This window comes from Azospirillum brasilense, assembly GCF_007827815.1.
Classification (GTDB): domain Bacteria; phylum Pseudomonadota; class Alphaproteobacteria; order Azospirillales; family Azospirillaceae; genus Azospirillum; species Azospirillum brasilense_C.
This window is the reverse complement of sequence record NZ_VITH01000009.1, coordinates 176,902-189,167: the sequence shown is the minus strand read 5'-3', so window position 1 is coordinate 189,167 and position 12,266 is coordinate 176,902. Positions and strand designations below refer to the sequence as shown.

Here is a 12,266-nt window from a genome sequence, read left to right as displayed (position 1 = left end):
TTAATATCATTTGATGCCTGCGATCGATGCGGCGTGCCTGTGGGGGGCTTTATGAAGACGTGGAGTGGGCAGGGGCGTGCATGCCCGGCGAATCGGGGGTCGGTCTTGGACGGATTGAAACACGGGGCATCGCGGGCCGTCCTGCTTTGGGCGATCGCCCTGGCCGGACCGGGAATGCTGGCCGGCGACGCCGTGGCCCAGGATAGGGCTCCGGAGGCGAGCCCGCCCAAGGCGGAAGGACCGGCCGTCCTCGACGCCCTGATGGTCGAGGGAACGCCGCAGGCCCGCTACGACAGCCGCCTGTCCGACGTCGGCAGCCGGCTGAACAACGACATCACCGAGATCCCCCGCACGATCGACGTGATCCCCGAGCAGCTGTTGCAGGACCAGCATGCCCGCGAGATGGAGGAGGTTTACCGGTACTTCCCCAACGTCGTGAACAACGATGGTTACGGCGGAACGCGCGAAGACTACATCATCCGCGGCTTTCGTCGCCGTGACGATGTCTACCGCAACGGCGTGCGTTTGAAGAGCAACAGCCGCATCGATCCCAGCACGATCGAAAGCATCCAGATCATCAAGGGGCCGGTGTCCGACATCGGCCAGATGACGCCGGGCGGTCTGGTCAACATCACCACGAAGAAGCCGAGCTGGACCGCGCGCAACCACCTGGAGACCAATTTCGATTCGTATGGCGAGCGGCAGGCCATGTTCGACAGCACGGGCCCGCTGTCGGAGTCCTTCGCATACCGCATCGTCGGCAGCGCCGAATCGAGCGACAGCTTCCGTGACGACACGCTGGTCCAGCGCCAGTTCCTCGCCCCGACCCTGAGCTGGATCGGCGCCGACGGAGCCAGCGTGACGGTGGGCTACGAGTTCAGCAAGGACAAGCGGCCGCTCGACCGCGGCTTCATCACCTATCCGACCGGCGGCGGCCGCCGCGCCGTCGCCGACGTCGCGCGCTCGACCCGCTACGACGCCGGCTTCACCAAGCGGGATTCCACCTACCATCAGGGCGAGGTCGACGTCGCGATCCCGCTGCGGTCCGACCGGTGGATGCTCGAAGGCAAGCTGTTCTACAACCATGAGCGCACCGACGAGATCCACACCGAGGTGCGCAGCATCCAGTCGAACGGGCTGCTGGTCCGCCGGGTCGAAGGCAACGACGACCGCAACCTGGACACGTTCTTCGGCCGGCTGCAGACCCGGGGCGAGTTCGAGGCCCTGCTGCCGGTCAAGGTCGCGACGGGCATCGAGTACCGCCGCCAGAAGGAAAGCTGGATCAATTACACCGGCGCCGACCAGGTGGGCGGGACCGTGGCCAACCCGGCGAGCTGGCGGCTGATCGACAACAGCGCGCGGCCGACGGCGCGGACGGCGCGCCGGGTCGAACAGACCGACTTCGGTCCCTTCGTCCAGGCCGACATCGCCCTGCTGCCGACGGTGACCCTGACGCTGGGCGGCCGTTACGAACTCTCCAAGGGCAGCGCGCGCGTCGAGAATCTGCTGGGCCGCGGCACCACGGTCGGCTCCTATCCGGTCGACCGCAACCTGACCAAGACCGCCGGGGTGATGTGGAAGGCGATGGAGGACGTCTCCTTCTTCGCCAACTACGCCGACACCTTCCAGCCGCACAATTTCTACAACGGCGACACCCAGGTCTTCCCGGCGGAGAAGGGGCGCCAGTACGAGGTCGGCTCCAAGATCAACCTGATGGGCGAGCGGCTGTTCATGACCGCGGCCCTGTTCGACATCAAGCAGAGCAACGTCGTCGAATCGTCCAACGGCGTCGCCGTGCTGACCGGGGGGCAGAGGTCGCGCGGCGCCGAGCTGTCGGTGGTCGGCAACCCGGTCGAGGGCTGGAACATCCGCGCCGCCGTCGGCTATGTCGATGCCGAATTGGAGAGCGTCGACCGGACCATCGACGGCAACCGGCCGACGAACGTCCCGACCCACAACGCGAGCCTGTGGTCAAGCTACGAGTTCAAGGACCCGTCGAGCCCGCTGGTCGGCCTTGGCCTGGGGGCGGGCGTGACGCTGGTCGGCAACCGTTACGGCGATGCCCAGCACAGCTTCGAACTGGGCAGCTACACGCTGGTCGACACCGGCGTCTGGTATTACATCCCGGTCGGCGAGAAGAAGGTCCGCCTGGACCTCGGCGTCAAGAACCTCACCGACAAGTCCTACCTGACCGCGTCGGGCGGCACCTACCGGGTGTCGGCGGGGGCGCCGCGCACCGTCTATGGCGGCGTCAGCTTTGACTTCTAGGCGGCATCCGCTCGACCGGCGCGACCGCCGCCGGCTGTGGGGCGTCCTCTGGGCGCTCCAGGCCGTGCTGCTCGCCGTGGCGGTCGTCAGCCTGGGGTGGGAGGCCGGCCTGTTGCTCGGGGTGATGGAGGCGGGGCTGATCGGCAGCGCGCTGACCGCCCTCCTGCGCGAGCCGCCCCGGCCGGAGCGGCGGCGATGACACGGGATGCCCTCCGCGTCCTCCTGGTCTCGCTGGTCGGCCTGCTGGTCGGTCTGCCGCTGTCGCTGGCGGCCGTCTCCGGCCTGTGCGCCGCGGCCGGGGTCGCCGGGGTCGATCGTGTCCACATCGTGATGGTGGCCGGGCCCGTCGTCTGGACATGCCTGTTGTTCGTCATGCTGTGGATCGCCGGTCCGCGGCCGGCCAAGCCGCAAAGCGGCCGCAAGGACCTCAGCCGTTAGGGAAGGCCATGCTCAGCCAGTCAGCGTCCGCGCGCCTGTTGTCGATCCACCGCCTGATCAGCCTGCTGTTCTGCCTGTTGATCTCCTGGTCGCTGTGGACCGGGGTGCTGGCGTTCTACGCCGATTTCGTGCGTCCCTGGATGATGCCGGGTCTGGCGGAGGCCGCCGGACGGCCGCTTCCCACCGCGGCCGAGGCATTGCGCGCGGTTGCGGCGCGCCACGCCGTCGGTCTCGACTGGACCATGATGGCACCGACGCCGTTGCGCGACTTCTTCATTGTCTCGGGCCGCTTCGGAGAGGGCGCGCCCCTGACGAATCTGATGGTGAATCCCGCCGCCGACGTCATGGCGCCGTGGAACGGCGTGCTGACCGACTCCCTGTTCCGCCGCATCCACACCGACCTGCTGCTGCCCAAGCCCTACGGGCGCTTCCTGATGGGCGTGGCGGGCGTTCTGATCGTCCTGCTCGTCGGGACGGGCCTGTTCATCCACGGCAAGGTGATCGCCGAGGCGTGGAGCTGGCGCCGCCGGTCCCGCCTGATCGACCTCAGCGACGCGCACAAGCGGTTTGGTTTCTGGCTGATCCCGTACCTGTTCCTCATGGGGTTGAGCGGCGGCATTCTCGGGCTGAAGGTGGCCAGCCAGCCGCTCGACGCGGTGCTGCAGGCCGGTGGAAGCCCGCAGGCGGCCCGCGCCCTGCTGAGCGATGACGGCGACGCTCCCGCAGCCCCGGGGCGCAGCGTGACCGACGTGGTGCCGGACGGGCTGGCCCTGTGCCTCGACGGTTTCGCGGAGCGCTTTCCCGACAGCCGCATCGGGCGCCTGCAGCGGCAGGGGGACCGGCTGATGGTCGAGGGCATCCCCCGTGGACGGCTCACCTGGGCGGGCGAGGGGGCCGGCAGCCTGCGCGCCATGTGCAGCCTTGCCGACGGGACGATCGGCACCGTGCGCGATTCCCGTGACGGCGGCTGGGGGGGCGTGGTGGAAAGCGCGCTGCGGCCACTGCACTACGCCCGCTTCGGCGGTGCCGGCACGGCGCTGATCTATTGCCTGCTCGGCGTTCTGTGCCTGTGGATCGTGGATTCCGGCATGAAGCTGCTCTGGTTGCGGGCGGCGAAGGAGGAGCGGCGGCCGCAGGACCAACTCACCCTGTCCCGCCGCTTGTTCAATGCCAACAACGCGCTCTATCTGCTGCTGCCGTTGCTGCTGCTGGCCGACAATCTGCTGACCGGCGCGACCCATGGCGGAATTCTGTTCGCCGCGTCGGCGTCGGTGATCCTGTTTTATCTGCTGCCCTGGCTGGATCGCCGGCGCGCGTCGCTGGAGCGGGTGGCCCTGCCCATGCTCGCCCTGGCCTACGCCGGTTTGCCGCTTTTGCGGCTGGGGCTCTCTCCGGCCGTACCCTGGTTCGGGGTGACGGCGGTGATGGTGGTGGATGGGACGGCCCTGCTGATCGGAGCCTGGCTTGCCGCCGTCGCCTTCCGGCGACAGCGGCAGGGAAGCGTCCTTCCAGAGCGGGAGCGGGCGGACCGTCGCCTCAGCGCATGAGGAGATGGGGGAGCCAGAGGGAGAAGGCCGGGACGTACGTGACGAGGAGGAGGGTGACGAACAGGGCGCCGTAGAAGGGGAGGATGGAGCGCATGACCTGCCCGACGGAGATCTCGCCGATGGCGCAGCCGATGAACTGGGTGGTGCCGACCGGCGGCGTGTTGAGGCCGAGCGCGCAGTTGATCAGCATGACGATGCCGAACTGCACCGGGTCCATGCCGTACTGCATGGCGATGGGCAGGAAGATCGGCGTGCAGATCAGGATCGTGCTCGCCATGTCCATGAAGGTGCCGAGCAGGAACAGGATGATGTTGATCAGCAGGAAGATGACCAGCGGGTTGGTCGAGATGCCGGCCATCAGCTCGCCGGTGATCTCGGCCACCTGATACAGCCCCATGATGTACTGGAACATCGTCGAGACGCCGATCAGCAGCAGGACCACGCCGGTCGTTTTGACCGTCTTGGCGGCCGCCGCCAGGAAATGCTCCCAGGTCAGCGTGCGGTAGACGAAGGTGGTGAGCAGCAGCGCGTAGATCACCGCGATGGAGGCGGACTCGGTGGCGGTGAAGACGCCCGACGTGATGCCGGCCAGGATGATGACGACGATGAGCAGGCCGGGGGCAGCGGCGGCGAAGGAGCGGCCCAGGATGGACCAGCCGGGGAAGGTGCCGGGGGGATAGCCGCGCTTGACCGCGACGTAGTAGGCGGCACCCAGGTTGCAGACCATCAGCAGCAGGGCCGGGACGATGCCCGCGGCGATCAGCGCGCCGATGGAGGCTTTGCCGCCGGCGGCCAGCGCGTAGATGATCATGTTGTGGCTGGTCGGCATCAGCGCGCCGACGAGAGCGGCGTGGGTGGTGACGTTGACGGCGTAGTCGGCGTGGTAGCCCTCGCGCTTCATCATCGGGATCATCACCGCGCCCATGGCCGAGACGTCGGCGACGGGGGAGCCGGCGACGCCGCCGAACAGCGTGCAGGCGACGACGTTGGACATGCCGAGGCCGCCGCGGATGTGGCCGACCATGTTCTTGGCGGTGGCGACGATCTTGTCGGCGACGCCGCCGTGGAGCATCAGCTCGCCGGAGAAGACGAAGAAGGGGATGGCGAGGAAGGAGAAGACGTTCATGCCGGACATCATCTGCTGGAAGATGACGGCGACGGGGAGGCCCTCGTAGAGGATGGTGCAGAGCGCCGACAGGCCGATGGCGAAGGCGACCGGGATGCCCAGGACGAGGAAGCCGAAGAAGCTGATGGAAAGGATGGTCAGTTCCATGACGGCGCGACCTCCTCGCCGCGGATGATGGCGACGACGTGTTCGATGGCGAAGAGCACGATCAGGACGCCGGAGAGCACGAGCGGGATGTAGCGGACGGCTTCGGAGACGTGCAGGTTGGGGATGTAGTAGGCGGCGACGGAGGTGCCGAGGACCCAGCCGTTGTAGGCCATGCAGGCGCCGAAGACGCCGACGAGGGCGTAGATGACGATCTCGACCTTGCGGCGGATGGCGTCGGGCAGCATGACGAGGAAGGATTCCAGGCCGATGTGGCCGGCGTCGCGGACGCCGACGGCGGCGCCGATGAGGGTGACGTAGAGGACCAGCACGATGGCCAGGCTCTCCGCCCAGGTCGGCGAGTCGTTCAGCACGTAGCGGCCGAAGACCTGATAGAACACCACACAGACGATGGCCATCAGGCCGACCATCGCCACGCACATCCCCGACCATGCCAGCCGCGCGTTCACCCGCGTCAGCAGGCCCGCGCTCTGCGGGGGGCTGTGATCCATTGCTTGCAGCTCGATTTCCATGCCGCCGGCTCCCCTCAAAGGACGCGGCGCCGCCCTTCGGTCCGCCGAAGGGAAGCGCCGCGTTCGACTGTGCTTACTTCGTGTCCTGGATGCGCTTCACGAGGCCGTCCAGCTTCGGCGTGCTCGCGAACTGCTTGTAGACGGGAGCCATCGCGTCGATGAACTCCTGCTTGTTCGCGACCTCGACGATCTGGGCGCCGGCCTTCACGACGACTTCCTTGGACTTCATCTCACGCTCGTCCCACAGCTTGCGCATGTAGGGCACGGAGTCCTTGGCGGCCTTGCGGATGGCGGCCTGGTCGTCCTTGGACAGGCGGTCCCACGAGACCTTGGAGAAGACCAGCACTTCCGGCGCCATCGCGTGCTCGGTCAGGGTGAAGTACTTGGCGGCCTCGAAGTGGCGCGAGGACTCGTAGGACGGGTAGTTGTTCTCCGCCGCGTCGACGATGCCGGTCTTCAGCGCGGTGTAGACCTCGCCGAAGGGCATCGGCGTGGCGTTGGCGCCCAGCGCCTGGATCATGGCGACGAACAGGTCGGACTGCTGGACGCGGATCTTGGCGCCCTTCATGTCAGCCAGCGTCTTGTAGGGCTTGGCGGCCGAATACATGCTGCGCGAGCCGCTGTCGTAGAAGGCCAGGCCGACCATGCCCTGGCTTTCCATGGCGGCCAGGATCTCGTCGCCGATCGGGCCGTCCAGCACGGCGCGCATGTGCTCGGTGGAGCGGAAGATGAAGGGCAGGGCGGTGACCATCGTCTCCGGGACGACGTTGTTCAGCGGCGCGACGTTGATGCGCATCATGTCGAGCCCGCCGATCTTCAGCTGCTCGATGGTGTCCTTCTCGGTGCCGAGCGCGCCGTTCGGGTAGACCTTCACGCCGAGCTTGCCGCCGGTCCGCTCCTTCAGGAGCTTGTCGACGTACTTCACGGCCTCGACGGTCGGGTAGTCGGCCGGGTGGATGTCCGCGGAGCGGAAATCGCGGGCCACGACCGGGGTGGCGAGCAGGGTGCAGGCCGCGCAGGCGGCGAGAAGGGCGGCGCGGATACCGCGGGTCGAAAGATGCATAGCGTGTCCTCCTGGCGATTGTTCGGCAGCTTCAGGCTGGTTCTTTGGTTTGGACGGTTGGGTCCGGGAGCCGTCCGGCGCGTGTTCCCGCGCGCCGGACGGCGGGTGATGTCAGGGGTGATCCGTCAGGCGAGGAAGTCCTCGCGCGGGGGTGTGAAGATGTCGAGCAGGACTCCCGGCTCCAGCGCCACGACGCCGTGCAGGGCGTTGGACGGCACCATGTAGCCGTCGCCGGTGCCCAGCCGCCGGGTGACGCCCTCGATGGTGACGTCGAAGGCGCCCTTCTCGACCACGGCGCACTGGACGTGCGGGTGGCGGTGCTGCGGCCCGATGGCGCCGGTCTCGAACTCCACGCGCACCATCATCATGGCGTCGTTGTGGCCGAGGATCTTGCGGCGCACCCCGGCGCCCAGGTCCTGCCACGCCACCGCCTCGTCGATCACGAAAACGTCCGTGCTCATCCTCGTCTTCCCTTTACTGCTACCGGCGACTCGTCAGCGGGCGAGCCAGCCGCCATCCACCGGCAGGATCGTGCCGTGGACGTAATCGGACGCATCGGACGCCAGGAACACCGCGGGACCGCCCATATCGGCGGGCTCGCTCCAGCGTCCGGCGGGGATGCGGGCCAGAATTTCGGCGTTGCGGCGCTCGTCGGCGCGCAGCGCGGTGGTGACGCTGGTCGCGACGTAGCCCGGCGCGATGGCGTTCACGTTGATGCCCTTGCCGGCCCATTCGTTGGCGAGCAGCCGGGTGATCCCGGCGATGCCGCTCTTCGACGCCGCGTAGGAGGGCACGCGGATGCCGCCCTGGAAGGACAGCATGGACGCGATGTTGATGATCTTGCCCTTCCGCCCGTTGCCCAGCGCGTAGCGCCCGAAGGCCTGGCAGAGGAAGAAGACCGACTTCAGGTTCACGTCCATCACCGCGTCCCAGTCGGCCTCGGTGAAGTCCAGCGGGTCGTCGCGGCGGATCAGCCCGGCGTTGTTGACCAGGATGTCCAGCCCGCCGAGCGTGCCGACCGTCTCCTCCATCAGTGCGGGGACCGGGGCGATGCTCGACAGGTCGGCGGGGATGGCGGCGAAGCGGCGGCCCAGCCCCTCGACCAGCGCCCGCGTCTCATCCGGCGGGGTGCGCCCGGCCACGGCGACGTCGGCGCCGGCCCGCGCCAGGGCGACCGCGATGGCCTGCCCGATGCCGCCGTTGCCGCCGGTGACCAGGGCGGTCTTGCCGGTGAGGTCGAAGGGGTTGGTCATGACGGGGTGCTTTCTTTCTTCGTCTTCGACGGGTCGTCCGGCTGCGCGCCGGAGAAGAAGAAGGGGTTGGCCCCCTGGGTGTTCGGAACGGACTCCAGCAGGGCGCCGAGATGGATCGTCATCAGCCGCTCCGCCTCGGCCGGGTCGCGCGCGGCGATGGCGTCGACGATGCCGCCGTGCTCGGCCAGCACATGCGGGATGCGGCCGGGCTCCGGCAGGGTCAGGCGGCGGTAGCGGTCCACCTGCATCTTCACCTGCTGGGCCATGTTCCACAGGCCGGGGAAGCCGGCGATCTCGGAAATCAGGCTGTGGAACGCCTCGTCCGCCTCGTGGAAGCCGTCGAGGTCGCCCGCCGCCATCGTCTCCTGCTGGAGCAGGATGTTGGCCCGCAGCGCTGCGATCTGGCTGCGCGCGGCACGGACGGCGGCGTAGCGGACCGCGGTGCATTCCAACGAGGTGCGGATCACCACCGCTTCGGGCAGGGCGTTGACCGGGATGCGGGCAACGAAGGTGCCGGACTGCGGGAAGATCTCGACCAGCCCGTCGTCGGCCAGCCGCAGCAGAGCCTCACGCACCGGTGTGCGGCTGACGCCGAAGGACTCCGCGACGTGCTTCTCCACAATGGGCTCCCCCGGCTTGCGCCGCATGGCCACGATGTCCCCGCGCAGCGACCGGTAGATCTCCGCGGTGGCCGTGGCGCGGGCGGACAGGCGCGGTTCCTTCGCGGTTCCCAAAACGGTTTTGGGCGCCTTGCCGGGCACGGTCCCCGGAGCGGTTCCGGGCGGTTGGGCGTCCAGGGCGGGCCTGGAGGTCGAAGCCATTGCAGTCCTCCCCATGCGCCGGCCCGTGCCCCATCCGAGGCCGTTCCGTGCTGTTCCTTGAGAAAGAGCATATTAATATATCAGCGCGTCGCGCAAGCCGATTTTGAGGAAGGGGCGAACATTTTTTCAGGGAGGAGGGAAGGCGGCGATGCCGGAGAGTTCCGCCAGCGCAAGCGGCCTCCGGGCGTTCCGATGTTGCGGCTGGAGCCGGTGTGTGTTTGCGTGGCGTTCGCCCGGAGATTGCGAGGATATCCATGCCGCATGAGATGCACGAGGCCAATCGCAGGTCCTGGAACGCAGCAACCGTTGCGCACAACAGCCACAAAGGCGATCAGGCCGATTTCTTTCGGAAGGGCGGCAGCACGCTTTACGATGAAGAGTTGACTCTGCTTGGTGACATTGCCGGCATGGATCTCCTGCACCTTCAGTGCAACGCCGGGCAGGACAGCGTGAGTCTCGCGAATCTTGGCGCCAGGGTGACCGGTGTCGACATCTCCGACGAGGCCATCGATTTCGCCTCCCGGCTTTCCGATGAAAGCGGCATTCCCGCCCGCTTCGAGCGTGAGGACCTGTTCGAATGGTTCGAGCGGGCGACCAGGGACGGGCGGACGTTCGATCGCGTCTTCGCCTCCTATGGAACCATCTGCTGGCTGTCCGACATCGACACATGGGCGCGGGGCATCTCTTCTGTGCTCAGGCCGGGGGGACGCTTCGTCCTTGTGGAATTTCACCCCTATGCCATGGTTTTCGATGAGCAATGGCAGCCGCACTACGATTACTTCCGAACCGAGCCCATCAGGGAGTCCGGGGTCGGCGATTACGTGGCAGAGTCGGGCGGCGGCTTGGCTCTTGACGGTTATCAGGCCGGAATTGAGGGCTTCGTCAATCCGCACCCTTGTTTCGAGTTCTACTGGGGGATCGGCGACGTCGTGTCAGCGCTCATCCGAGCCGGACTGACTCTCGACCGGTTGGTCGAGTATCCCTACTCGAACGGTTGGCGCGGTTTCGAGGGCATGCGTGCGCTTGACGGCAAGCGCTGGAAGCCGCCGGAGACTATGCCCAGCATTCCGCTCATGTATGGGGTGGCAGCAAGCAAATGAAGCGTCGCCCGCGCTCTCTGCCTGCGCGCGACCGCCTCTTGACAGCGCCTCGCTCCACCCGCTCGGCGGCGCGCCCGGCCATCCCGCTGGCCAGTCCGTTCGGCGGGATGGCGCGCTTCCGGTCCTCCTGGAGTCAGTGATTGTCGCGCGGGATGCCCATGGTCTGGGCGACGCGCTGGTACTTGACGGCGGGCTTCAGCACCATGCCCTCGTCGAGCTGGTCGACGATGCCGCGCTGGATCTCCTGCCAGGGCGTCTGCGACGGCGGGATCGGATAGCCGCCCGCGGCCTCCAGCGCGGCGCGGCGGTCGGCCAGCTCGCCCTCGGAAATCAGGATGTCGGCGCTGCCGCGGCGCAGGTCGATGCGCACCCGGTCGCCGCTGCGCAGCAGGGCCAGCCCGCCGCCCGCCGCCGCCTCTGGGGACGCGTTGAGGATGGAGGGCGATCCCGACGTGCCGGACTGGCGGCCGTCGCCGATGCAGGGAAGGGAATGGACACCCTGTTTGATCAGCGTGGCGGGGGGCCGCATGTTGACCACCTCCGCCGCCCCTGGATAGCCGATGGGGCCGGTGCCGCGGATGACCAGGATGGTGTAGGCGTCGATGCCCAGGTCGGGGTCGTCGATGCGGTGATGGTAGTCCTCCGGCCCGTCGAAGACGACGACCTTGCCCTCGAACGCCTCCGGGTCCTGGGGGTTGGACAGGTAGCGTTCGCGGAACTCGTCGGAGATGACGCTGGTCTTCATGATGGCGGCGCCGAACAGGTTGCCACGCAGCACCACGAAGCCGGCGTTGGGCATCAGCGGCTCGTCGATGGGGTGGATCACCCGCGTGTCGAGGATCGGCTGGTGGCGGCAGTTCTCGCCGATGGTCCGGCCGTTGACGGTGGGCGCCCCCTCGCGGATCAGCCCCTTGCCCATCAGCTGGGCGACGACCGCGGGCACCCCGCCGGCGCGGTGGAAGTCCTCGCCCAGATACTCGCCGGCCGGCTGGAGGTTGACCAGCAGCGGCACGTCGTGCCCGTGGGTCTGCCAATCCTCCACCGTCAGCGGCACGCCGATGTGCTTGGCGATGGCGTTGATGTGGATCGGAGCGTTGGTCGAGCCGCCGATGGCGGAGTTGACGACGATGGCGTTGAGGAAGGCGTCGTGGGTCAGGATGTCGGAGGGCTTGAGGTCTTCGCGGACCATCTCGACGATGCGCTTGCCGGTCTCGTAGGCGGCCTGCTGGCGCTCGCGGTAGGGGGCGGGGATGGCGGCGGAGCCGGGAAGCTGCATGCCCAGCACCTCGGCCAGCGAGTTCATCGTGGAGGCCGTGCCCATCGTGTTGCAGTAGCCGGTCGAGGGGGCCGACGACGCCACCAGCTCGATGAAGCCCTGATAGTCGATCTCGCCGGCCGCCATCATCTGGCGCGCTTTCCACACGATGGTGCCCGAGCCGGTGCGCTCGCCGCGGAACCAGCCGTTCAGCATCGGGCCGACCGACAGGGCGATGGCCGGGATGTTCACGGTGGCCGCCGCCATCAGGCAGGCGGGGGTGGTCTTGTCGCAGCCGATGGTCAGCACCACCCCGTCGAGCGGGTAGCCGTGCAGCACCTCGACCAAGCCGAGATAGGCGAGGTTGCGGTCGATCGAGGCGGTCGGCCGCTTGCCGGTCTCCTGGATCGGGTGGACGGGGAACTCGATGGCGATGCCGCCGGCGGTGCGGATGCCCTCGCGCAGCCGTTCGGCCAGGACCAGATGGTGCCGGTTGCAGGGGCTGAGGTCGGAACCGGTCTGTGCGATCCCGATGATCGGCGCGCCCGACTGCAGCTCTTCCCGCGTCAGCCCGAAATTCAGGTAACGCTCCAGATAGAGCGCGGTCATGTCGGGGTTGTCGGGGTTGTCGAACCACGCGCGCGACCGCAGCCGCCGGCCGGAGCCGATTTCCGGGTGCTGGGGAGAGGGCTTCGTATCGGACATGTCGGCACCAATT

Annotated in this window: 12 protein-coding genes; 5 read left to right on the top strand and 7 right to left on the bottom strand. The window is 67.9% G+C overall.

All coding sequences use genetic code 11. The annotated features are described in order from the left end of the window. The first annotated feature begins 105 nt into the window (after nt 1-105). Genes FBZ83_RS19965 through FBZ83_RS19950 form a run of 4 tightly spaced genes read left to right on the top strand, consistent with a single transcriptional unit; the run spans nt 106 to nt 4,253 of the window. Nucleotides 106-2,268, top strand: coding sequence for a TonB-dependent receptor (locus FBZ83_RS19965; RefSeq protein ID WP_247888385.1), 2,163 nt, complete (start codon nt 106-108; stop codon nt 2,266-2,268). Continuing rightward, nucleotides 2,258-2,467 carry a hypothetical protein gene (locus FBZ83_RS19960; RefSeq protein WP_145687327.1) on the top strand — a complete coding sequence of 70 codons (210 nt, stop codon included), beginning with the start codon at nt 2,258-2,260 and terminating at the stop codon, nt 2,465-2,467. Before FBZ83_RS19965 ends, FBZ83_RS19960 begins: the two co-directional genes overlap by 11 nt. Beyond that, nucleotides 2,464-2,706 (top strand): hypothetical protein, encoded by a 243-nt coding sequence (locus FBZ83_RS19955; RefSeq protein ID WP_145687326.1) that lies wholly within the window; start codon nt 2,464-2,466, stop codon nt 2,704-2,706. The genes FBZ83_RS19960 and FBZ83_RS19955 overlap by 4 nt, the downstream gene beginning before the upstream one ends. A gap of 8 nt (nt 2,707-2,714) precedes the next feature. Beyond that, nucleotides 2,715-4,253: a PepSY-associated TM helix domain-containing protein gene (locus FBZ83_RS19950; protein WP_145687324.1), complete on the top strand. Its 1,539-nt coding sequence runs from the start codon at nt 2,715-2,717 to the stop codon at nt 4,251-4,253. On the opposite strand, the gene FBZ83_RS19945 is transcribed toward FBZ83_RS19950, so the two are convergent. From FBZ83_RS19945 to FBZ83_RS19920, 6 genes are all read right to left on the bottom strand, one after another. Further along, nucleotides 4,243-5,526 carry a TRAP transporter large permease gene (locus FBZ83_RS19945; protein ID WP_145687322.1) on the bottom strand — a complete coding sequence of 428 codons (1,284 nt, stop codon included), beginning with the start codon at nt 5,524-5,526 and terminating at the stop codon, nt 4,243-4,245. The two genes, FBZ83_RS19950 and FBZ83_RS19945, sit on opposite strands and share 11 nt — an antisense overlap. Next, nucleotides 5,517-6,056 (bottom strand): TRAP transporter small permease, encoded by a 540-nt coding sequence (locus FBZ83_RS19940; RefSeq protein ID WP_145687320.1) that lies wholly within the window; start codon nt 6,054-6,056, stop codon nt 5,517-5,519. Before FBZ83_RS19940 ends, FBZ83_RS19945 begins: the two co-directional genes overlap by 10 nt. A 73-nt stretch (nt 6,057-6,129) precedes the next feature. Beyond that, nucleotides 6,130-7,119: a TRAP transporter substrate-binding protein gene (locus tag FBZ83_RS19935; RefSeq protein WP_145687318.1), complete on the bottom strand. Its 990-nt coding sequence runs from the start codon at nt 7,117-7,119 to the stop codon at nt 6,130-6,132. Nucleotides 7,120-7,244: 125 nt separating this feature from the next. After that, nucleotides 7,245-7,580, bottom strand: coding sequence for a cupin domain-containing protein (locus FBZ83_RS19930; protein WP_137142896.1), 336 nt, complete (start codon nt 7,578-7,580; stop codon nt 7,245-7,247). 33 nt (nt 7,581-7,613) lie between these two features. Next, entirely contained in the window at nt 7,614-8,372 is a 759-nt protein-coding gene (gene kduD, locus FBZ83_RS19925) for a 2-dehydro-3-deoxy-D-gluconate 5-dehydrogenase KduD (RefSeq protein WP_145687316.1), read from the bottom strand. Further along, nucleotides 8,369-9,193 (bottom strand): GntR family transcriptional regulator, encoded by an 825-nt coding sequence (locus tag FBZ83_RS19920; RefSeq protein ID WP_145687314.1) that lies wholly within the window; start codon nt 9,191-9,193, stop codon nt 8,369-8,371. The genes kduD and FBZ83_RS19920 overlap by 4 nt, the downstream gene beginning before the upstream one ends. 254 nt (nt 9,194-9,447) lie before the next feature. Between FBZ83_RS19920 and FBZ83_RS19915 the strand changes: the two genes are divergently transcribed. Continuing rightward, entirely contained in the window at nt 9,448-10,293 is an 846-nt protein-coding gene (locus FBZ83_RS19915) for a class I SAM-dependent methyltransferase (protein WP_145687311.1), read from the top strand. Nucleotides 10,294-10,426: 133 nt separating this feature from the next. Here FBZ83_RS19915 and FBZ83_RS19910 read toward each other — a convergent pair whose 3' ends face one another. Then, entirely contained in the window at nt 10,427-12,253 is a 1,827-nt protein-coding gene (locus tag FBZ83_RS19910; RefSeq protein WP_145687308.1) for an IlvD/Edd family dehydratase, read from the bottom strand. Nucleotides 12,254-12,266 lie beyond the last annotated feature (13 nt).